The following is a 20504-nucleotide window of genomic DNA, read 5'->3' as shown; positions in this document are numbered from 1 at the left end:
AGGTGCTGTGGGGCCCGAGCCACCGGTGTTTCTGGCAAAACCGGCCGTATAACAGGCGGCGTGCACCTAAGCTCCGGCTAGTCGGAGCGGGACCGGCCGGGCACGCGATTGTTGCCCCGAAGAGCGGAGCTACACGTTGTCGTATGTTGTTGCGTTGCCCGAGGCGATGTCAGCCGCGGCCACCAACGTGGCCGCGATTGGCGAGGTGGTCGTGACGACGGGCCGGGGCGCGGCCGCAGCCACCACAGGATTGCTGGCCGCCGCTGAGGACGAGGTGTCAGCGGCGATCGCGGCCGTGTTTTCCGCCCACGGCGAGGGCTATCAAGCTCTCAGCGCCCAGGTAGCTGCGGTTCACGAGCGCTTCGTCCAGACCTTGGCCGGTGCCAGCGGCGCATATGCAGCCGCCGAGGCGGCCGGCGCAGCGCCGCTGGCGGCCGTAGAGCAGGCGGCGGTCGGTGTTCAGCAACTCCATGCCGCAGCGGCCACAGGATTCGAATCCCTGTTTTCGGTGCGAGACTCGCCGATTCTGAAGCTGCTGGCCAGTGACATCCCGCCGTGGTCGTGGGTAATGGGCAACTCGCCGCCGCCGTTGCTTAATTCGCTGCTGGGGCAAACGGTTTCGTACGGCACATATGACGGCATGACCGTCGTCCAGATCACACCGGCACGTCCTACCGGCGAATACGTAGTTACGTTGCACGGTGGCGGGTATATCTTCCCGCCATCGATCTTCCACTGGATCGATTACTCGGCGATGTCCTACATGACAGGCGCAACCTTCCAGGTGCCGATCTACCCGCTGATACAGGAAGGCGGCACCGCCGCCACCGTCGTGCCGAGGACGGCCAGCTTCATTTCCTCTCAGATTGCTCAGCATGGGGCCGGGAACGTCAGCGTGCTCGGCGAGTCGGCGGGTGGCAACCTCGCGCTCGCGGCCGTCCAGTACATGTTGCAGACCAACCCGGCTGGCCCCATGCCGTCGTCAATGGTTCTGCTGTCTCCGTGGCTCGATTTGACCCTTGGGCAACAGCTCGGCATGTGGTGGGGGGACAAGTTGCCGATTACCAACCCGATGGTTAGTCCGCTGTACGGGTCGCTCGCCGGGCTTCCGCCGACGTATGTCTACTCGGGTGGGCTGGATCCCCTCGCAATCTCCGCGTCAGCCCTTGAGAAGCTGGTTGTGAGTCAGGGCGCCCCGATCCGCTTCGTACTGGCGCCCTTCCACGGCCACGTCTGGCCGCTACTCTCTGTGTACGGCTTCTTGCACTGGCCCCAAATCAACCAACAGCTCGGTATCGCTGTCTGACGGTCACCGTCCCGCCCTACGGACGAACTTCCTACCCACGGTGGTGTGGTGGCGCCTCATCGCGCAGCCAGTCGTCGTTCGACGCCTGCCGCATCGAGTCCTCGTCGCCGAACCTCTCCAAGTCCTCGGGTGTGACGCGCGCCCGCGGCGGCTTCGGCGCAGCCGCGGATGGGGGTTTGGGTTCCATGCCGCCCATTGTCCCTCGCGCGTCGAAATCTTCGCCGGTGTGGCTCTAGACAGCGGAATTTAACATGGAATAGAATTCGGTGCTATTCTAGGCCATCTTGCGGGCATGACGTGCAGGTTTAGTTATTGAACGCGGCGTTGATACTGCGACGGTATGCAACCTGCGGGCCCGCTGACCAGCCCCTGGGAAGGACGGGAACCGTGGAAGCCTTCGCCCGCCTCCGCGTATGCGAGTGGAGCGCGGCCAAGCCCGCCGCAAACATCGAAGGGGTCGCGCGCCATGTCGGTTGAGCTCATGCCCCAGGCGAAGGTGTCGGCGGTCAAGCACCTGTATCAAGCGCTGGCCTCGGGGGATCGGGCGGCAATCGATCACCTGCTGCATCCACAGTTCGTTGGCTATGCCGCCGAGGGGTTGCCGCTCGACATGGGCGGCACCCATGTTGGTCCCGATGCGATGCGTGACAATCTGTGGTGGCGCATCGGCAAACACTTCAAGGTTCGTGTCGAGCCTGCCGAATTCCGCCATCTCGACGACGGCCGCCTGTTGGTGGTGGGGACCTACCGCGGGTGGGTCCGGCGCAATCGAAACTTGCTGGAAGCTGCGTTCGTTCATCTGATCGGATTCGAGGCGGACGGGCGCATCGTCTCGCTGCGCCAACTCACCGACACCGCGGCTTGGTGCGCCGCACTTGATGAGCCCGGCCGCCTGCAGACGATCGACTACCAGGTCGAAAACGGCTTGGCCACAATCTGTTTGAACCGACCCGACGAACGTAATGCGATCAATCTGCAACTGGCAAAGGAGACGCTGGAGGTCGCGCGCCGGATCGCCGCCGATCGCTCCGTGCGTGCCGTGCTCATCTGGGGCAACGGCCCGGCTCTGACCGTCGGTGGCGACATCAACTACTTACTGGACCACAAAGACCGCAAAGACCAGGGTCTTGGTGATCTGCTCATCGCGATGACCACGCCGTTTCATCAGGCCTTCGAGCTGCTCAGCCGAATCGATGCGCCGATCGTGACCGCCGCGCACGGCGCCGTGGCCGGGGGTGGGCTGGGCTACGTCTATGCCGCCGACATTGTGCTTGCAGAGCCGAACACGAAGTTCGTGACCGCCTTTTCGGGGTTGGGGCTCTCCGGGGACGGCGGCGGCACCTGGCACCTGCCCCGCCTGATCGGTCCGCGCCGCGCCGCCTCCGCCTATCTCCGCAACACACCTATCAGCGCCGAGGAGGCGCTGCAGTGGGGGCTGATCAACGAGATTGTGCCCGCCGATGAATTACATTCTCGTGCAATGGAAGTCGCTACCGATCTGGCTAACGGTCCCGCGGTGGCGTTCGCCACTCAACGCGCACTGCTGCGCGATTGCTGGCGCAACGACCTGGTGACTTCACTGACCGCCGAAACGCAAGGCCTCAAACGCACCGGAGACAGCGCCGACGCGGCGGAAGCCGTCGCGGCGTTCGTCGCCAAACGCGCCCCCACGTACCGCGGAAGGTAGGAGATGCCTGGACTCATCAACGACACCGATGAACAGCGCGCGATCCGCGAGAGCGTGGCCGGAATCGCCAACTACTATGGTGCGCAATACTTCTTAGAGCGCGGCCGCGGCAACGGACACATCGAAGAACTGTGGAAGGACCTCGGGGCGGCCGGACTGCTCGGTGTACACCTGCCCGAGGCGTACGGCGGCGGCGGAGGGGGGATGGCCGAAGCCGTCGTCGTCGTCGAGGAACTCGCTGCCCGCGGCATGCCCATGCTCATCTGGGTCATTTCCCCGGCCATCTGCGGAAGCATCCTGTCCCACCATGCCTCCGAAGAAATGAAGAGGCAGTGGCTCCCCGGGATCGCCGAAGGCAGCAGGAAGATGGCCTTCGGGATCACCGAACCCGATGCCGGCTCAAACAGTCACAACGTCAAAACCACCGCCCGCAAAACGGCTACCGGATGGACAATTTCGGGCTCGAAGTACTACATCTCCGCGGTCGACCAATGCGAGGCGCTCCTCCTGGTCGCCCGCGACGGCGACCTGTCAACCGCCGAAAAGTCGCGGCTGTCGCTGTTCGTCGTCCCCACCGACGCGCCCGGGTTGACCTACCAGCAGATCGACACCAGCATCGTCTCTCCGGACAAGCAGTTCACCGTCTTCCTCGACAATGTCGAAGTCGGTGAAGATGCCCTGATCGGGCAGGCGGGCAACGGATTACGTCAAGTATTCGACGGCCTGAACCCCGAGCGGATCCTCGTCGGCGCGATCTGTGGCGGCATCGGCCGGTACGCCATCGAGAAGGCCGCCGACTATGCCCGACAGCGACAGGTGTGGTCCACGCCGATCGGCGCACACCAAGGCATCGCCCACCCCTTGGCCGAGTGCCACATTGCCGTGGAACTGAGCCGCATGGCCACCGCACACAGTGCGGCTCTGTTCGACGCCGGACAACCGGCTGGCGAAGCCGCCAACATCGCCAAATTCGCGGCGTCGGAAGCCGCGCTGAAGGCATTGGACCAGGCCATCCAAACCCACGGTGGCAACGGTCTTTCGCACGAATACGGGCTGTCGGAGCTGTGGTTCGTCACTCGCCTCATGCGCACCGCACCCGTCAGTCGGGAAATGGTGCTCAACTTCGTCGCCCAGACGTCCCTGGGCCTGCCTCGTTCGTACTGATCAGCTCGACTCGGCAGGCCTTCGACGCGGGTCGTCATCGGCGCTGACTCGAGCGGTCTCTGCACCGCCGCACACCGAGTGTGACAGCCCGCGTGCACGTTCGAGCCGTCTGACACGAATTATGTTGCGTTGTTACGCCTTACGGGTACACGGCTGAGAACTGCGGTCAACTGCCACCACAGCGATCAGTTACCCGCGATGCTGCGGCCATGGCGCGCAGTTGACCGGTTGCCATCAGGGCGCGTCATCTGCTCGATCCACGCCGTGGGATAGGCGTTGGCGTGTGCTGTGTCTCGCGCACTTGACCGTACGTTTCAATCGATGAAGGAATGCGCACCGCCTCGACCAGTATTTATTTTAGTTTAGAATCTGACTCGGAGATTCGCGGTGGGGAGCGCCGAGAGCGTTGCAAGGCAAGGTAAAGCGAAGTTTTTTTAATTTGCTTTCTGCCATCGCGTCGCTAGCCGAAGCGGTCACGTTCCCCCGTAGAATGTGCGCCATGGCCAGGCCGGATGCTGGAACGGATGACGCTGCCGAGTCAATAGGTGAGGAGGCGCCAAACGTCGAATCAAAGGCAGCGTTGACTCGTAAACGCATCCTTGATGCGGCGGCCCGAGTGCTGTCTGAGCGCGGCTACGCCGGGCTTCGCCTAAGCGATGTGGGTGCGGTCGCCCAGCTTCAGGCGCCCGCGATCTACTACCACTTCCCGTCGCGCGACGATCTGATCGAAGAAGTGATGTGGGCGGGGATCGCGGATATGCGCGAACACGTCAGGAAGGTCTTGGATGCGCTTCCGGACGGGACCGGGCCGTTGGATCGACTGCTCGTTGCCGCCGAAGCGCACCTGCGACATGAACTCGAGATTTCGGACTACACCACGGCGGCCATCCGCAACGCCGGACAAGTTCCGCACTCGATCCGCAAGCGCCAGATTGTGGAGGAAGAGCGATACGGCGAAGTCTGGCGCAGACTTATCAACGACGTCGCCCGAGCCGGCTTGCTCCGCCCCGAGCTTGATCTCTACATCGCGCAGATGCTGGTCCTAGGGGCGCTGAATTGGGCCGTGGAGTGGTGGAGTCCTCGCCGCGGATCCATCGAGGCCGTCGTCGCCAATGCCCAGGCGCTCATCCGACACGGCTTGGCTGACGTGTCGGCGACCTGACGGTCATCCATTGCTGCGGCTTTTAAGGCCGCGCCAAGCCAGCATTGTCTCGAGCTCGGAGAAGTCGTAGCCGTCGCCGGTGGGGTGGATCTCTGTAGTGAAGAGAGTGACGCCCTCTCGCACGAACTCATCCGCGGTCGCGGCGTCCGTCCAGGCCATCGCTCGCTCAATGCGGGCCTCGTCGCGTCCGGCCTCGGTGGCGAGGCGTTTGAGGAGATCGTTCTTGCGGCGGAACTCAGCCAGAGGTTCGAAGCTGTGCCAGATGTCCGCATACCGCGCGGCGGCGGGAATCGTGCGCCGCTCGCCGCCGCCCCCGATGAGGATCGGGATCTGGCGTAGCGGCAGCGGAGTCAAGTGGCGGAGCCTGTGCTCGATCCGGGCTAGGGCCGCGTCGAAATCGTCCATTCTGGTTTTTGTCGTCCCGTAGTCGTATCCGTAGACCAAAAAGTCCTTGGGATACCAGCCGGCGCCGAGGCCGAGGATGAGCCTGCCACCGCTGATGTGGTCGACGGTGCGTGCCATGTCGGCGAGCAGGTCAGGGTTGCGATAAGGCACCCCCGTCACAAGAAGCCCTATCTCGGCTCTTTTCGTGATTTCGCCCCACGATGCAAGGGCTGTCCATCCCTCGAAATTGTTGACGTCAGGTTGGTCGTCGTGGAGTTGTGGACCGCCATCCACGATGTCGACGAAGGGTTTGTGAAAGTGGTCATAGCCGAAGATCGCATCGGCTCCGAGTTCTTCGGCCTGCAGGACAGCGCTTCGCCACGTCTGGAAATCCGGCGTCCCGCCGGGCCACAGCTGAACGCCAATCCGCAGGTCAGTCGTCTGACTTGATTGCTCGGTCATCCGTTGCCTTCCCTCGGCGCCGCTGTGGTCTTGCTCGGTTCAAACACCTCGAAGTAGAAGTTGCTTCCCCCGGCAAAGCGCCTGGTGACATCCCACAATCCAGGTTTTTGGGCCGCAAGGTGAAACGAATCCAGGTCGTCTGGCGATAACAGCTATGTAACGACTTGATACCGCATCGGCAAGGGAGCGTCAGGGAGGGGGAGGTATGAAGGCGAAGCGATTGGTGTTGGCGGCTGTATTTTGCTGCTTGCTCTCGTTGGGAGCTCCGGTGGCTATGGAGCCGGCCAATGCAGACACCATAGTGAGTAGTCGGACCAGGGGTGCCACGACCGACCGCAACCCGCTCGTTGGCTGGGAGGGCTACTGCACCTGGGGCGCGCAAGAACTGATTCACGCCAACGCTGGCTACTACGTCCAGGCGCTCACCGGCAACGCCGAACTCTGGGCGAACCTGGCCCGGGGAGCAGGGTGGACGGTCGTCAGTGAAGCGCAGCCCCGCTCGGTCGCCGTCTTCAGCAGCGCGCTCGTCGGAGGCGTCGGGCACGTCGCCTGGGTCGATTCCGTTGACGGCGGAGTCCTGACGATCAGTGAAATGAATTACGGCTACGGGGCTACCCCCGCCAACGGCTACCGCACGACGGGCTTCGGCGAATTCGACACACGCACCATTCCGGAGCTCCCGGGGATGAGCTACATCTTGATCCCCTGAGGTTGATCCCCTGTTCGGCGGCGTGCTCGTCGATCAATTGAGTTGGCAGTGGATATTTTTCGTCAATGTGCCCATCGGGGTGATCGCCTTCGGGCTTGACATCTGGTCGCAGTGGCGGGGTTTGTGTACTGGCAATCCCCCGCTACCCGTCCTGACGCTCGCGCTAGCCGAGTACGGTGCCCAAGAACTGCACCGCCCAATAGGTGGCCAGCAGGGTGGACAAGGTGCCCAACAAAGCCACCACGATGAAGGGCGACAGGGCTAGTGCGCCCAATTGGATCAGGGTGACCCAGCCGTTGTCCTCGGCGGGTGCGGCGGCGGCGGGCAATATTGAAGCCGCCTCAGACAACACTGAGGCGTTAGAGGTCTCGGCACTCTTGTAGGCGTTCGCGCTCCCCGTCAGTGTTTGCACGAATTGGTCGTGGAACGCTATCGCTTGGTCGGTCACTTGCTGAAAGCTCTGGCCATGTGCAGCGAACGCCTCAGCTATCGCTGCGGAGACCTCGTCGGCCCCCGCGCTGGCGATGTTCGTCATCGGGACCGCCGCTTCAGAATGAGCGAACTTCAAGTCCGACCCGATGGTCGCAATATTTTGTGCTGCAGTAACTAGATTATCCGGCGCAACCTGCATCTTCCGCAGCATACGCAAGCGTACGGATCGTCGTGGCGTTTTCGCGAAAAGTGCTCGGCCACTTCGCTTTCGCCGCGTCACATCGTCCCCTCGGACCTGCCGCTCATACGTAATTCAGGCAAACTGCGCCGAAATCCCCCGGTATGTGCCTAAGCTCCGGCTACCCAGCAATCGGTACAGCTGGGCAACCTTCAGCAGGTTGCCTTCGGATACGGGAGCGGCGCCTTGTCATACGTCTTTGCGTTGCCCGACGTCATGTCGACGGCGGTGACAGAAGTGGTTTCCATCGGGACTGCGGTCGCGACGGCAAACCGCGGCGTCGCAGAGTCCACAACCGCGGTGCTGGCCGCCGCGGAGGACGAGGTGTCAACCGCGATCGCGGCCCTGTTTTCCGCCCACGGCCAGGGGTATCAAGCGCTCACCGCGCAGGCGGCGGCTTTTCACGAGCGGTTTGTGCAGGCGTTGGCCAGCGCGACGCGGGCATATACGGCCGCTGAGGCGGCAAATGCGTCGCCATTGGCTGCCCTGGAACAGACGGTACTGGGTGTCGATCGGCAACTGCACCAGGTATCGAACATTTTCGCTGCCGAAACGTCGGCACTGGCAAGTCAGGCGTGGTCTGGACTTGAATCTCTAACCGCGTTGCCGAATAACCCTCTGTTACGGCTGATTTCCAGCGACATCCCGCCGTTGTCGTGGCTTGTCGGCAACTCCCCGCCGCCGTTGCTGAATTTGCTGCTTGGTGAAACGGTCCAATACACCACCTACGAGGGGATGCGCGTCGTCCAGATCACGCCCGCTCACCCCACGGGTGAGTACGTGGTTGCCCTGCATGGCGGCGCGTTGATCTTCCCGCCGTCGTTCTTCCACTGGATCAACTACTCCGTGACCGCGTACCAGACCGGCGCCACCATCCAGGTGCCGATCTACCCGTTGGTGCAGGAAGGGGGCACCGCGGGGACGGTCGTGCCCACGATCGCCCGCTTCATCTCGTCGCAAATCGCTCAATACGGGTCGACCAATGTGAGCGTGACCGGCGACTCCGCGGGCGGGAATCTCGCCCTCGCGGCCCTCCAGTACATGCGGCAGACCGATCCGCTCGGTCCGATGCCGTATTCGGCGGTGCTGTTGTCGCCGTGGTTGGACGTGGGGACTAGAGGGATCGGCACGGTATGGGCGGGCAATCTCGGGGTGACCAACTACATGGCGAGTCCGCTGTACGGATCACTGGACGGTTTGCCGCCGACGTATGTCTACTCGGGTTCGTTGGATCCACTCGCAGCCCAAGCGGCCATCCTGCAGCAAGCGGCCATCGCCGCGGGGGCCCCGTTCGGCTTCGAACTTTTCCCCGGCGGAATTCACGACTGGATTCTGCTCACCCCGTGGGGCCTGCCCTACTGGCCGCAGATCAACCAGCAACTTGGCATCACGGCCTGATCGCTTCGACTAGGTCGTCGAGATCGTCGCGGTCCGGACCGCCAGTGCTGCGAGATTGCTCAGCGAGTTGTCCAGATGCTCGCGGGGAAATGGTGGGAATTCGATGAACCTGCCCTCCTGCGGCACCGCGGACCAGTCATAGGTCAGCCGAACCTCGGTCTTCGACGGCTCGAGGGGCGTCAGGTCGTAGCGCCAGATCCAGCCTCCGAACACTAGGTCGGCAGATTCGTCCCCGGCGTTTCCCCTATCCCGGCGGAGGGCTCCTTTGGACACTTCCTGACCCGGCTCCCATGCGATGGTGTTCGGCGGGTCGTACGCGACGACGCGATTGGCCATTTCGTAGTGCTTGTCCGGGTGGTTGTCGTGATACATCGCCATCCGGAAGATCTGGCCCGGACCGGTCAGGCGTTGGGGGTCGAGGGGTTCGCGCACCCAACCTGTGCCGTCGATGCTCGCGTGCGCACCCGGGTCGGCGAGCACGTCGAAGATCACGTTGGCGGGAGCGTTGATGGTGGTGGTAGCGATCAATCGTTCTTCAGTCACATCAATACCGACTGTCGGCGCGCCCTAAATTCATCGCGGCATTCACGCGCAAGACCTGGCGCGACCTGGAGCCGGCTCGGGCAAGGAGTGGGCAATTCACACAAGCCGCTCCCCAAGCCATAGCTGCGGGCATAAGCTCCGATAACGGCGATCGTCAAGTGACAGGCAACTGGGGGAAGTTGCCCCGACGTAGGGGAGCGGCGCGGTGTCGTATGTGTATGCGTTGCCGGAAGTAGTGTCCGCCGCGGCCACGGATGTGGCCTCGATCGGTTCGGTCGTCGCGACGGCAAACCAGGGCATGGCAGCTGCCACCACGGAGGTATTGGCTGCCGCCCAGGACGAGGTGTCAGCAGCGATCTCGGCGTTTTTCTCCGCCCACGGCCAGGGCTATCAAGCTTTCAGCGCGCAGGCGGCGACATTTCATGCGGAGTTTGTGCGGGCACTGAACAGCGCGGCCGGGTCGTATGCCAGCGCTGAGGCGGCCGGTGCGTCCGTCTTGCAAGGCTTCGAGGCCGCCGGGCAGGAAATCCTGCAGGCCCCGGCGAACGTGGCCACCGGGTTCGCTCGGGTTGCCAACTACTTCTTCACCGAGATCGTGGGTGCGCCGGCCGCTCCACCGTTTCCTGCCACCGAGGCGGGGACCTTCACCGGTGTGCCCTCGATCATCAACAGACTGGAAACCGCCGCGCTGTACCCGGTGAAGCCGCTGCTGGCGTTGTCCGGACTCGAAACGGGAATTTCGATGCCGAACAATCCGCTGCTGCAACTGCTTGCCAGCGATGTCCCGCCGCTGTCGTGGTTCATCGGCAACTCCCCGCCACCGTTCTTGAACCTGCGGTTGGGCGAAACGGTCCAGTTCTACAGCAGTGACGGCATGCGGATCGTGCAGATCACGCCGATGAATCCCACCGGCGAAAACGTCGTCGCCATTCACGGCGGCGCGTTCATCTTCCCGCCGTCGTTCCTGCACTGGATCCATTACTCGGTGATGGCCCACCAGACCGGCGCGACCATTCAGGTGCCGATTTACCCGTTGCTGCAGGAAGGCGGTACCGCCGGGTTGGTGGTACCTCAGCTGGCCAGCTTCATCAACTCGCAAGTCACCGCCCACGGCGCGGCCAACGTCAGCGTGATCGGCGACTCCGCGGGCGGCAACCTCGCACTAGCGGCGGTCAACCGCATGGTCGGCCTCGGCAACCCCGTACCGTCGAGAATGGTGCTGCTCTCGCCATGGCTAGACCTGACGATGACCAACCCCAACATCGCGTTCGTTCAGGATCCGCTGCTCCCGTGGGGGCCGGCGATGCAGATCGGCAAGGTGTGGGCAGGCGGCCTGCCGGTGACGGACCCGTTGGTCAGCCCGCTGTACGGGACGAATTTCGCCGGACTTCCGCCGACGTTCGTGTACTCGGGCAATCTCGACATTCTGTCGCCCGACGTATTCCGGCTGCAGGAAAGGGCCGTCGCCCAACTCGCACCGATCTCGTTCGTCTTGGCCAACGGCCAAATCCACGACTGGCTCATCCTCACCCTCGACGGTTTGCGGTATTGGCCGCAGATCAACCAGCAGCTGGGTATCGCGGCCTGATTGCAAGTCGCGCGAAGCTGACCAATATTGGTCGGGTGATCCTTTCCGTCGACCTCGGCAAGACGTCGTGCCGGGCGGCTGGAGGCGGCCGCAGAATCGAGGGGGCTGGGGCGCCCGGCCTCGCGACGCCGGGCGGAGTGAGGGCCGCGGAGGCATCGATCCGTGCTGTGGCCGGGCAGTTCGGGCCGATCGAAGAGGTGATCGTGGGCGCCGCCGGAGCGTTGACGAACCCCGATGCGGCACGCGTGCTGGGCGAGGCGCTGCTGCGTTCACTGCGGGCCCAGCGGGTCGCCGTGACCAGTGACGGCGTGATCGCCCACGCCGGCGCGCTGGATGGCAAGCCGGGCGTGGTGCTCCTCGTGGGCACCGGCGTCGTCGCGCTCTCGATCGACGCGCAGGCTGCCTTGCGAACCGCCGACGGCTGGGGTCCATGGCTGGGCGACGAGGGCGGCGGCGTCTGGATCGGAACCGCCGGGTTGCGTGCGGCACTGCGCGCGTTCGACGGCCGCGGACCGGCCACCGCGTTGATCGACGCCGCATGCGCCCGCTTTGGTCCGCCGCGAACCTGGCCGGGACAGCTCACCGATCCTGCCGCACTCGCGTCGTTCGCGCCGGACGTCCTGGCAGCGAGAGACGACGCGGTGGCGTCGGCAATCGTCAACGCCGCGGCGGAGTCGCTGGCAGCGACCGCCCGCGCGGTGGGCGGCGGCCCGGTGACGATGGTCGGCGGCCTCGCCGGGGTGAAAGCGCTGCGCGAGCGACTCGACCTCGTCGCACCTGCCGGTGACGCCCTCGACGGCACCTTGCGGCTCAGTGCGATCCACGAGCCGCACGTCATCCGGCTGCAGGCGGGTGCCGTTTGCGACCGGCTCGACGCGCTAGCCACCGAGGCCGCGAGGCCCGGACTGGACGACCTCGATGCGAGGCCGATCGGTGACATCGTCGCGCTGCTCGTCGCCGCCGAGGGCGACGCACACGGCGCACTGCTGGCGGCGGTCCCGCGGATCACGGCGGCGGCGGAGGCGATCGCGGCGCGACTGGACGGCGGTGGGCGCCTGGTTTATGCCGGTGCCGGGACACCGGGTCGGCTCGGTGTGCTCGACGCCGCCGAGTGCGGGCCGACGTTCAACACCGATCTGGTGCGTGGCGTGATCGCCGGCGGCCCGGCGGCGCTGACCATGGCGATCGACGGCGCGGAAGACGCCTTCGACCCGGCGGACCTAGCCGATCTGACCGCAGCCGATGCGCTGGTCGGCATCACCGCGTCCGGCCGCACGCCGTATGTGCTTGGGGCGCTCGACCATGCGCGCGCGGCGGGGGCGCTGACCGTCGCCGTCGTCAACAACGCCGGCAGTGAGGCGACCGCCGATATTGTCATCGAACTGTTGACCGGACCAGAAGTTCTTGCCGGCTCGACGCGGCTGACGGCGGGGACAGCACAAAAGATCGTGCTGAACGCGATCTCGACGAGCGTGATGATCGCGCTCGGCAAAGCCTATGGACCGCGAATGGTCGACGTGCGGGCGACCAACGCGAAGCTGCGCCGCCGGACCGTCCGAATCGTGCGCGACGCGGCCGGCGTCGAAGAGGACGCCGCGACCGCCGCGCTTGCCGCTGCGGGCGGTCACGCCAAGACCGCGATCGTCGCGCTCCTCGGGGGCGTTGACGCCGCCGAGGCCGCGGTCCGGTTGGAGCGGTCGGGGGGACGGGTACGGGATGCTCTGGCAGGGGAGACTTCAGGGGAGACTTCAGGGGAGACGTAGTGCGGAAGGTTTTTCGTAAGGCCGCAGTGGCCGGAACCGTGATGCTTGTGGTCGTGGGTTGCTCGCACGGCGAGCCGACGCACCCGGCGAAAGGTACCAGCACTGCGTCAGCGCCGACATCGCGTGCTCAAAGATCGCTGCGCGCAACGGTTCCCAAGATGCCCGATGTCGTCCCCCCACCCGGCTTCGAGGCTGTGTCCAAGCTGATCAACGATGCGGTTGCGGCAGAGAAACTACCGGGTGCCGTCCTGGTGGTCGGGCACGGCGGCAATATCGTCTTTCACGAGGCCTACGGCGTGCGGAGGCTGGCGAGCGAACCAGGCTTGGATGGAAAGCCGGCACCCGCAGACCCGATGACCGAGGACACCATCTTCGATCTGGCGTCGTTGACCAAGCCGATCGCCACCACGACGGCCATCATGCAGCTTTACGAGCAAGGCGCTGTCCGAGTCGACGATCCCGTGCAGCAGTATCTGCCCGACTTCAACTTGGCGAATGATCCACGGCGCGCGCGGGTGACCATTCGCATGCTGCTCACACATACCTCCGGCGAAAAGGACGATGTAGAACTCAAAGATCCGTGGGGACTGGAGCGAGCGGACAAAGCGGAGGGTTTTCGTCGTGCATTCACGACGCCGCTTGAATCAGAGCCCGGGACGGTTTTTCACTACTCGGACATCAACTACATCCTGCTCGGCGCGCTGCTCGAGAAAATCACCGGCGAGACCTTGGACGTCTACGTTCAGCGAAAGGTGTTCGCACCGCTCGGTCTGCAGGAGACCAGCTACCTCCCTCCCGCCAAAGCCTGTGGGCCGCACACGATTAGGGGAGTTGCAGTCGGGTGGGCTCCCGGGGAGGGAACCGAGCCGGATGAATGCCCGGCCGGAACCTGGAGCACCGAGCTCTTACCGCGCATCGCCCCGACGGCGCGCGACGAAGAGAATGCAGCAGATCCGAGCAAGAACCCAGACTTCAATTACTTGCTTTGGGGCACAGTGCATGACATGACGGCGCGGCGGATGGGGGGAGTGGCCGGGCATGCTGGAGTGTTCTCAACGGCCCGCGACGTCAGCACCTTTGCGCAGGCTCTGCTCGACCGGCTCGCGGGTCGCCCCAGCGAGTTTCCGCTGACGCAAGCAACTTTGGAGATGATGATCTCGCCGCAGCAGCCGGGACATGCGCCGGGGCAACTGGAGGCAGCCAACACCGCCACCCGGGAAGCCGTTGCAACAAGACCCAATACGAGGGATCCGCTGCTCGCACCGCGCTATCCGGCGATCCCGGGGCAAAACCTGCGCGGCTTCGGTTGGGACATCGATACGCCCCTGTCCGGTGCGCGCGGGAGGGTCTTTCCCGTTGGGAGCTTCGGCCACACGGGCTTCACCGGAACCTCCATTTGGATAGACCCGACTTCGGATACCTACGTCGTACTGCTTTCGAACTCGATCCTCGTGCGAGGCAGTGCACCCATATCGGACTTGCGCGGTGAGGTCGCGACATTGACAGCCCGGGCCCTGGACCTGTAAGCCCGCAACGGCACAGTAGTTCAGGCTCAGGCGCGCTCGAAGTGCTGGTAGTCGGGAGTTTTCCAGTAGCCGCCCCATTGCCAGCCCCGATCGGTGAAGGCGCGTTCGGCCGGGTCCCCAGCGTGGATCAGTCCCGGGTCGGTTCGGTCGCGGTCCAGGTAGTCCGCCGCGTTCCGGGGTTCGAAATAACCGCTGACGTAGAGGCAGGGGTTGATCAACGTGTTGATGTCGACAGCCCGGCCGTAGGCGTGCAGGGACCATTCGTCACTGCCCGGGATGCGCCGGCAATTGAACGCCGACGTGTTGTTGTCCTCCATGGATGCTTCGTCGTCGGCGTCCGGGTAGTGGTCGACCGTGCGCATCTTCTCGACCGGATAGCCCAATCGCAGAAGATCGTCGAAGATCGCGATCACGTCCGGCACCAACTCTTCGTGTACGATGAGCGCGCCGCGGTGGATCTGGCCGTCAAAACCCCTGTAGGAGAGCTCAACCCGGCGCAACTGCTCTGGCTCCACGGGGCACTCCGGGCGCCACGTGTTGCCGAGGTCGGCGGCGGTGACCGGTTGCACGGCCGCGGCAGCGGAGGTTGGCGCCGGAGTTGGTGATGCGCTGGGCGCCGACGTGCTGGTCGGCGCCGCGACCGTCGAGGACGGCGACACGGACGGTGCTGATGTCGCGGCAGGAGGTGGCGCCGGGTTGGCGCACTGCACGAGCAGGAGAACCGGCCCGACCACTCGTGCCAACAGCGCAACGCGGCGCGTTGACGACGTCAATTCCCGATGCCCGGGCGAAATCAGGTGAGCACGAGCGCGGGTACGTCGGGCCGGTGGACGATCTCGTTGGGGACTTTGAAGAGGTCGATCATGTTGCCCCCCATCACTTTCCGGACCCCCTCCTCGTCCAGGCCCTGGCTTTCGAGGTCGTCGACCAGGCTGATCGGATCGGACAAGCCCTCCGGATGCGGCCAGTCCGAGCCGAAGATGATGCGGTCGACGCCGCACAGATCGGCCATCTTCTTGAAGTCGTCTTCCCAGAAGGGTGCGACGTACACGCACCGCCTGAAGGCCTGGATCGGGTCTTCGGGGAACTCCTGCGGCATCTTCGCGTAGACGTTCTTGAATTGGTAGAACAGGTACGGCACCCACGATCCACCATTCTCGACCGACAGGATGCGCAGATCGGGATTGCGGGTGAGCGCGCCGTGGCAGACCAACGCGGCCATGGTGTCTTCGATGGGCCGCTTGCCCATCGCGACCATGCGAAACGCGGTCGGCTTGAATGGCTTGTATTCGTCGCCGGGCTCCCAGTCATTGAGGTATTCGGCGTATCCGCTGTCCGAGGCGTGCATCGATACCGGGATGCCGGCCTTGACGCACGCATCCCAGAACGGGTCGAACTCGGGCAGGCCAAAGGACCGGGTGCCGCGATAGCCGGGCACCGGCGCGGGCCGGACCAAGACGGTCTTGGCGCCCCGCTGCAGACACCAGTCGAGTTCCTCGAGGGCCCGATCGACGATGGCCAGATTGATGACCGGCGTGGAGAAGATGCGGTCTTCATAGTTGAACTGCCAGGTCTCGTACATCCACTGGTTCAGCCCGTGGATGATGTCCAGGATCAGTTCCGGGTCGTCCTTCAACCGCTCCTCCACCAGGGAGGCCAGCGTCGGGAACATCAGCGTGTAGTCCAAGCCAAGTCCGTCGAGGACTTCCAGGCGCGCCTCGGGATTGCGGAACGCCGGGATCGACTTCATCGGCTTGCCCATCACCTCACGGAAGCTCTTGCCGCCGCTGCCATGCCGGAAGTACTCCTCCTGAGCGCCCGGGCGTGCCACGATCTCGAACGTCGGGTTCGGAATGTAGTCACTGACCACGTTGCGCACCATGATCTTGGTGCGGCCACGGACGTCGATGTAGTCGATGACACCCTTGCGGTGCTCCGGCAGGAACTTGGTCAGCGCTTCCTTGGGCTCGTAGAAGTGGTTGTCGGCGTCGAACACCGGGAAGGAAAGGTCGCGTGACGGCATATTCGTCTCCTGGGAGTCTCGTTTGCGCGAGGCGGCATGAGTCATCGATACCGGAGCGCCTCTGGTAATCAGATTACCCTTGCGGCATTAGAGCGGCAATAAGGCCTGATGACCTGGGGGGAGCATGGGGTCCTGACAAGCTGCGGGTGGCTGCTCTTTGAGAATGACGTTACCGCCGACTGGTCCGCCGCTGGGACCGGGCGACTCTCTGCACGCGCGTCTTACGTGGTTCCCTGCAGGGTGATGTCGGAGATCTTCGTTCGGCTCTCGCCATTGGTGGTGCCCAACGTGGAGATCCACACCAGCACGTTGGAGGTCTTGGTGCGGTTGTGCACGTCGATACGGTTGTGCCCCGGCTGCAGTGACGTGGTCGGGGTCAATTCGGTGGTGTCCTCGAGTTTGGTGGGCGTTTCGGTCGGTGACGAGCGGATCTGGACCTGGGTTCCGGTGCTGCTGACGTCGAGCGTCACGGCAGTCAGCACGGCTGGTTCCGCCAGGTGCAGCAACAGGCCCATTCCCTTGAGGAATTTGGGGAAGGGGACGGCGTCCTTGTAAGTGACCGTGGACCATCCGGTGTTCGGATCGCCGTCGATCGCCAGGTCGGCGTCCTGCGGATTGTCCGGGGCGCCGTCCGGGGAGAACACTGTCGCGCTCACCGGCTTGATCTCCACGCCAGGGCGCGTCCCCCGGCCGAATCCGTCGGTGAAGTACCAGACGGCACCCGTGGTCAGCGCGATCACGGCGACCAAGGCCGCGATCGCCGTGATCCAGACCTTGGGGCCTCTCGACGCCTTCTTCTCGTCCTCTCGTGGCGGCTGCTGCGGCTTCTCCGCCTTCTTCTGCGGTTTCTCTGGCGCGTCGGCGCGGTCCTTGGACCGGCGTGGCTTCGCAGGAACCGCGGCCGACAGGTTGACCACTTTGTCGGCGTCGAGCGTTTCACCGTCCCACGCGCCGCTGACCTCGACCGCATCGCCATCGGCGAGCTGACCAGCCACCAGGTCCGTTTGTATCTCCACGGGCACCGGTGTGCGCCGATCGCCCAAGGGCTCATCCGTGATCAGGTAAAACGACAGGACCCCGAACTGTTCGTGACCGTCAATCGCCGTTTGCTGAACGCCGCGTGCCGTTCCCTGAACGGTGACACGTTCAAGACGCTGGGTGGCGGGACGTTCTTCCGAGCTGCCGCCTGGAACGCGGCCCGAGCCGGAAGTAAGTGCCCGGGCAAATTCGAGGCAGGTCGGGTACCGGTCGGCGGGATTTTTGGCCAGGGCCCGGATCAGCACCGCATCGAGATGCGCCAGATCGGGTCGGCGCTGCGAAACCCGGGGCGGTGGCGAATTCAGATGATGGCTGATGACGACGGCGCGGTTGGTATCGACGAAAGGTGGGGCACCGGTCAGCAGGTGGAAGGTCGTAGCGGCCAGCGCGTATTGGTCCACACGTCCGTCAAGTGGTTTGCTGAGTAGTTGCTCGGGGGCGACATAACTGATGGTCCCCACGGTGACGTTGGCGTCGGTGAGGTTGCTGACGTCGTCGATTCGGCGGGCGATGCCGAAGTCGGTCAACAGCACCCTGCGCCGCCCACCGTCGGACGGGGTCACCAGGATGTTCTCCGGCTTGACGTCCCGGTGAAGCAAACGGCGCTCGTGACCGAAGTCGAGCGCCTCGGCCACCGCCATCACGATTTCTGCAACGTCCTGTTCGGGCATTCCGTTCGGGTAGGTCTCCCGAATCAGTCGGCCGGCGTCGGTGCCTTCGACGTAGGCCATCGAGATCCAGAGACGGCCGTTGAACTCGCCGCGATCGAGCACACCGACGATGTTCGGGTGCCACAACGTCGCAGCCAGTTCGGCTTCACGAATGAATCGCGCGCGGAACTCCGCGTCCGCGGTCGCGGGCAGGGACAGGATCTTCAGCGCGTCGTGCCGCGGCAGGCGAGGATGCTGTGCAAGGTAGACCTCGCCCATCCCTCCGGAGCCCAGCAACCGGTCAATGACGTAACCAGCGAAGACGTCGCCGGGGTTCAAGGGCATGTTCGAGAGCCTACAAACCGGCGCGGTCCAGTAGCGAATTCCGCTGGTCTACCCCTCCGGGGGGATATCCAGCAAGCGCAGGGGGTGCAGACCGTCGACCGCGCCGACGAATGGCGGGTGGATGCTGTAGCCAAGCATGCGGCGAAGGTCGTCGGAGACGGCGCGAGCGATGTCTTTAGAGATTGACAGGGTGTAAGCCTCCATCGGGCGCAGCCACGGCTGGCAGTACTGCGCGGTGACGGCGAGACGGCCGTGAGTGGTGGTGTTGGCGCCTCCGCCGTGCCAGAGGGTGCCGACGAAGAATACGCATGATCCGGCGGGCATAACGACCGGTACCGCAGGGTCGTCGGGGCCCGGGCGGCCCTGACCCCACCGGTGACTTCCGGGCACCACCACGGTCGCGCCATTGTCGGCGGTGAAGTCGTCGATCGCCCAGATCGTCGCCGCCGCCAACGGTTCCCTGGGGCGCGCAATCGGGTAGAACCCGTCGTCGTGATGGGCCAGCTGAGCCGCTTCTCCGGGGAGAATATTGATGGCTTGCAGGGCCGAGAGCAGGTAGTTGGGCATCAGCAAGCGGTCGAGCACCGCCAGCACCCGGGGATGATCGACGAGTCGATCGCATACCCGCGTTCTGCTCAGGACACTGTAGATGCGCTGGGTACGCCGGCCTTCGAAAGTATTCCGTCCCATGTGTCCCAGCCACGGTCGCACGACCTCGCGGATTTCTTCACATTCGTCGGCGCTGAGCAGGTTCGGCCAGATCACGTAGCCGTCGCGGTCCAGGGCCGCCATGTCGGCGTCGACGACCGTGGCGTCGACGGAGCTTCCGCCGCTCGGTGTCCACTTGTACCGCCCCGCGAGATCGCTCTTGAGGTCCTCCAGCGTGGTGACGTATTCCTCGTCGATGCCCATCGGTGCTCGTCCTTTTCCCGGCCTTTCCCTGACCACACTAGGCCGAGTCCGCCCTTATTCAGCCGTCCAGCTCGACGATTGTGCCCGCTGCGGGGTCGACCTTGCCGTCGAGCAGCTCGAGATAGGCGCGCTGGATCTCGTCCTGACTCGAAATCCGTTCAACACGAAGCCAACCCGACGCCCATTCCGCGAAGGGCGCCCATGAGTCCGCGACGTTTTGGTCGAGTTTGGCGGTGCCCCAATCGGTGCCGCGCTTCTTGATGCGGTCCGGAGCAAAGAAAAAGACGGGCTTGGGTCCGGCGAGATCGCTTGGCCCGGGCGACATTTGGGTCCAATGGGTCACCCCGACCGCAGCGCTGTGCGCCAGGCGGTCGCCGTAGTGGGAATGAATTGAGGTCCGGATACCGGTGTCGCCTGAGATGTCTACGTAGACGGCACGGTCACCGGGCAACTCGGCGATGTCGTCGTAGGAGTAAACCGAATCGTAGACGTCGAGCGACTTGACGAACTCGGCGTTGCCGCCCGAGGTGAGGCCGACCACCTCGATGCCCTCGCGCTTGGAAAGCAGGTACGCGGCGATGATCGCCGTTTTCGACGAGGCGCTGGAGATCGTGATCGTGTCCGCGCCGAAGAAATCCTCGTCGGCCAGGAAATCGTCGATGAGGAACGACGTGAAGAACAACGGAAAGAAGACGATGTGTTCCGCTTCGCGGTCGGCCGAGTAGACGGGATCGGTCTGGACGTCGCGGTACCCCTGGTAAGCCGAGGGCAGCTGAGCGCGGTGCGGCGCCGCGTCGATGAACCCCTTCTCGTTGACCCGGTCCGGGACGATGAGCAGGTGGCTCGCGCAGGGCAGGTAGCCGTAGACGCGCATGCCCTGCGCCAGATCGGGGTGCCGTGACTCCTCGACATGGGCATATCCCCAGACATTGAGCTTGCCCCACTCCGGGTCTGAGGCCGGGAAGAAATCCCAATACCTCATCGCCTCGCCGAACACGGCGTAGGTGATGTTGTTCGACGTCAACCCGAACGATTCGACGCGCAGCAGCGCCTGACCATCTTCCGGGGATGGCGCATCGCCGGTGAGGAACCGGGTCTGGTGCAAGTCCTTGCGGTGCAACTCGAAGTCCATGCCGTGAGCCTATAGGCAACACCCTTCGATTGATGTACCATC

At 64.4% G+C, this 20504-nt stretch carries 19 protein-coding genes and 1 pseudogene; 11 read left to right on the top strand and 9 right to left on the bottom strand.

Going from position 1 to position 20504, the window contains the following annotated elements:
* Positions 1-136: 136 nt before the first annotated feature.
* Entirely contained in the window at positions 137-1306 is a 1170-nt protein-coding gene (gene lipY, locus BST27_RS09855; protein WP_079219953.1) for a triacylglycerol lipase LipY, read from the top strand.
* A gap of 31 nt (positions 1307-1337) precedes the next feature.
* Here the strand turns inward: lipY (BST27_RS09855) and BST27_RS32350 are convergent, their stop codons facing one another.
* Complete coding sequence (locus BST27_RS32350; RefSeq protein ID WP_170062292.1) at positions 1338-1493, bottom strand: hypothetical protein; 156 nt, start codon at positions 1491-1493, stop codon at positions 1338-1340.
* A gap of 279 nt (positions 1494-1772) precedes the next feature.
* Here BST27_RS32350 and BST27_RS09850 point away from each other — a divergent pair, with 279 nt between their 5' ends.
* The 3 genes from BST27_RS09850 to BST27_RS09840 all read left to right on the top strand — a co-directional run bounded on the left by BST27_RS09850 (position 1773) and on the right by BST27_RS09840 (position 5319).
* The gene (locus BST27_RS09850; protein WP_069420186.1) at positions 1773-2993 is read left to right on the top strand and encodes an enoyl-CoA hydratase-related protein; all 1221 of its coding nucleotides are present in this window, start codon (positions 1773-1775) and stop codon (positions 2991-2993) included.
* A 3-nt stretch (positions 2994-2996) separates the two neighbouring features.
* Entirely contained in the window at positions 2997-4157 is a 1161-nt protein-coding gene (locus BST27_RS09845) for an acyl-CoA dehydrogenase family protein (RefSeq protein ID WP_069420185.1), read from the top strand.
* 499 nt (positions 4158-4656) lie between these two features.
* Complete coding sequence (locus BST27_RS09840; protein WP_069420211.1) at positions 4657-5319, top strand: TetR/AcrR family transcriptional regulator; 663 nt, start codon at positions 4657-4659, stop codon at positions 5317-5319.
* Between the two features lie 3 nt (positions 5320-5322).
* On the opposite strand, the gene BST27_RS09835 is transcribed toward BST27_RS09840, so the two are convergent.
* Positions 5323-6165 carry an LLM class F420-dependent oxidoreductase gene (locus BST27_RS09835; RefSeq protein WP_069420184.1) on the bottom strand — a complete coding sequence of 281 codons (843 nt, stop codon included), beginning with the start codon at positions 6163-6165 and terminating at the stop codon, positions 5323-5325.
* A 301-nt stretch (positions 6166-6466) separates the two neighbouring features.
* Between BST27_RS09835 and BST27_RS09830 the strand changes: the two genes are divergently transcribed.
* Complete coding sequence (locus BST27_RS09830; protein ID WP_170062291.1) at positions 6467-6874, top strand: CHAP domain-containing protein; 408 nt, start codon at positions 6467-6469, stop codon at positions 6872-6874.
* Position 6875: 1 nt separating this feature from the next.
* Positions 6876-6980 (top strand): annotated as a pseudogene (locus BST27_RS35025) (hypothetical protein); the annotation flags it as partial.
* Between the two features lie 57 nt (positions 6981-7037).
* Here the strand turns inward: BST27_RS35025 and BST27_RS09820 are convergent.
* Positions 7038-7505: a PE family protein gene (locus tag BST27_RS09820; RefSeq protein WP_079219960.1), complete on the bottom strand. Its 468-nt coding sequence runs from the start codon at positions 7503-7505 to the stop codon at positions 7038-7040.
* A 255-nt stretch (positions 7506-7760) separates the two neighbouring features.
* On the opposite strand from BST27_RS09820, the gene lipY (BST27_RS35235) reads away from it, so the two are divergent.
* Positions 7761-8942, top strand: coding sequence for a triacylglycerol lipase LipY (gene lipY, locus BST27_RS35235; protein WP_069420210.1), 1182 nt, complete (start codon positions 7761-7763; stop codon positions 8940-8942).
* Positions 8943-8951: 9 nt separating this feature from the next.
* Here the strand turns inward: lipY (BST27_RS35235) and BST27_RS09810 are convergent, their stop codons facing one another.
* Positions 8952-9485, bottom strand: coding sequence for an SRPBCC family protein (locus BST27_RS09810; protein WP_069420181.1), 534 nt, complete (start codon positions 9483-9485; stop codon positions 8952-8954).
* A gap of 205 nt (positions 9486-9690) precedes the next feature.
* Here BST27_RS09810 and lipY (BST27_RS09805) point away from each other — a divergent pair, with 205 nt between their 5' ends.
* The 3 genes from lipY (BST27_RS09805) (at position 9691) to BST27_RS09795 (ending at position 14362) form a co-directional block, all read left to right on the top strand.
* Positions 9691-11073 carry a triacylglycerol lipase LipY gene (gene lipY, locus BST27_RS09805; protein WP_069420180.1) on the top strand — a complete coding sequence of 461 codons (1383 nt, stop codon included), beginning with the start codon at positions 9691-9693 and terminating at the stop codon, positions 11071-11073.
* A gap of 35 nt (positions 11074-11108) precedes the next feature.
* Positions 11109-12836, top strand: a complete 1728-nt coding sequence (locus tag BST27_RS33605) for an N-acetylmuramic acid 6-phosphate etherase (RefSeq protein WP_232007322.1) — start codon at positions 11109-11111, stop codon at positions 12834-12836.
* Positions 12837-12994: 158 nt separating this feature from the next.
* Positions 12995-14362: a serine hydrolase domain-containing protein gene (locus tag BST27_RS09795; protein WP_232007321.1), complete on the top strand. Its 1368-nt coding sequence runs from the start codon at positions 12995-12997 to the stop codon at positions 14360-14362.
* 26 nt (positions 14363-14388) lie between these two features.
* On the opposite strand, the gene BST27_RS09790 is transcribed toward BST27_RS09795, so the two are convergent.
* Positions 14389-14931 carry a M15 family metallopeptidase gene (locus BST27_RS09790; RefSeq protein WP_139805088.1) on the bottom strand — a complete coding sequence of 181 codons (543 nt, stop codon included), beginning with the start codon at positions 14929-14931 and terminating at the stop codon, positions 14389-14391.
* Between BST27_RS09790 and BST27_RS33600 the strand changes: the two genes are divergently transcribed.
* Complete coding sequence (locus BST27_RS33600; protein ID WP_232007326.1) at positions 14918-15163, top strand: hypothetical protein; 246 nt, start codon at positions 14918-14920, stop codon at positions 15161-15163. The genes BST27_RS09790 and BST27_RS33600 overlap by 14 nt on opposite strands.
* On the opposite strand, the gene BST27_RS09785 is transcribed toward BST27_RS33600, so the two are convergent.
* From BST27_RS09785 to BST27_RS09770, 4 genes are all read right to left on the bottom strand, one after another.
* Positions 15156-16385: an amidohydrolase family protein gene (locus BST27_RS09785; RefSeq protein ID WP_069420178.1), complete on the bottom strand. Its 1230-nt coding sequence runs from the start codon at positions 16383-16385 to the stop codon at positions 15156-15158. The genes BST27_RS33600 and BST27_RS09785 overlap by 8 nt on opposite strands.
* 221 nt (positions 16386-16606) lie before the next feature.
* Positions 16607-18418 carry a serine/threonine-protein kinase gene (locus tag BST27_RS09780; RefSeq protein WP_069420177.1) on the bottom strand — a complete coding sequence of 604 codons (1812 nt, stop codon included), beginning with the start codon at positions 18416-18418 and terminating at the stop codon, positions 16607-16609.
* A gap of 48 nt (positions 18419-18466) precedes the next feature.
* The gene (locus BST27_RS09775) at positions 18467-19330 is read right to left on the bottom strand and encodes a phytanoyl-CoA dioxygenase family protein (protein ID WP_069420176.1); all 864 of its coding nucleotides are present in this window, start codon (positions 19328-19330) and stop codon (positions 18467-18469) included.
* A 58-nt stretch (positions 19331-19388) separates the two neighbouring features.
* Positions 19389-20462, bottom strand: coding sequence for a DUF2855 family protein (locus tag BST27_RS09770; RefSeq protein WP_069420175.1), 1074 nt, complete (start codon positions 20460-20462; stop codon positions 19389-19391).
* Positions 20463-20504 lie beyond the last annotated feature (42 nt).

The organism is Mycobacterium intermedium, from assembly GCF_002086275.1.
Taxonomy (GTDB): domain Bacteria; phylum Actinomycetota; class Actinomycetes; order Mycobacteriales; family Mycobacteriaceae; genus Mycobacterium; species Mycobacterium intermedium.
The sequence above is the reverse complement of the archived record's forward strand: the minus strand, read 5'-3'. Positions and strand labels throughout refer to the sequence as shown.

What these genes read in the sequence shown, in the direction of transcription:
- BST27_RS09780 (WP_069420177.1), bottom strand. Translation starts at nt 18,418, where the DNA reads ATGCCCTTGAACCCCGGCGACGTCTTCGCTGGTTACGTCATTGACCGG.
- BST27_RS09795 (WP_232007321.1), top strand. Translation starts at nt 12,995, where the DNA reads ATGCCCGATGTCGTCCCCCCACCCGGCTTCGAGGCTGTGTCCAAGCTG.
- BST27_RS09835 (WP_069420184.1), bottom strand. Translation starts at nt 6,165, where the DNA reads ATGACCGAGCAATCAAGTCAGACGACTGACCTGCGGATTGGCGTTCAG.
- BST27_RS09850 (WP_069420186.1), top strand. Translation starts at nt 1,773, where the DNA reads ATGTCGGTTGAGCTCATGCCCCAGGCGAAGGTGTCGGCGGTCAAGCAC.
- lipY (WP_069420210.1), top strand. Translation starts at nt 7,761, where the DNA reads ATGTCGACGGCGGTGACAGAAGTGGTTTCCATCGGGACTGCGGTCGCG.
- BST27_RS09775 (WP_069420176.1), bottom strand. Translation starts at nt 19,330, where the DNA reads ATGGGCATCGACGAGGAATACGTCACCACGCTGGAGGACCTCAAGAGC.
- BST27_RS09845 (WP_069420185.1), top strand. Translation starts at nt 2,997, where the DNA reads ATGCCTGGACTCATCAACGACACCGATGAACAGCGCGCGATCCGCGAG.
- BST27_RS32350 (WP_170062292.1), bottom strand. Translation starts at nt 1,493, where the DNA reads ATGGAACCCAAACCCCCATCCGCGGCTGCGCCGAAGCCGCCGCGGGCG.
- BST27_RS09785 (WP_069420178.1), bottom strand. Translation starts at nt 16,385, where the DNA reads ATGCCGTCACGCGACCTTTCCTTCCCGGTGTTCGACGCCGACAACCAC.
- BST27_RS09820 (WP_079219960.1), bottom strand. Translation starts at nt 7,505, where the DNA reads ATGCAGGTTGCGCCGGATAATCTAGTTACTGCAGCACAAAATATTGCG.
- BST27_RS09770 (WP_069420175.1), bottom strand. Translation starts at nt 20,462, where the DNA reads ATGGACTTCGAGTTGCACCGCAAGGACTTGCACCAGACCCGGTTCCTC.
- BST27_RS09840 (WP_069420211.1), top strand. Translation starts at nt 4,657, where the DNA reads ATGGCCAGGCCGGATGCTGGAACGGATGACGCTGCCGAGTCAATAGGT.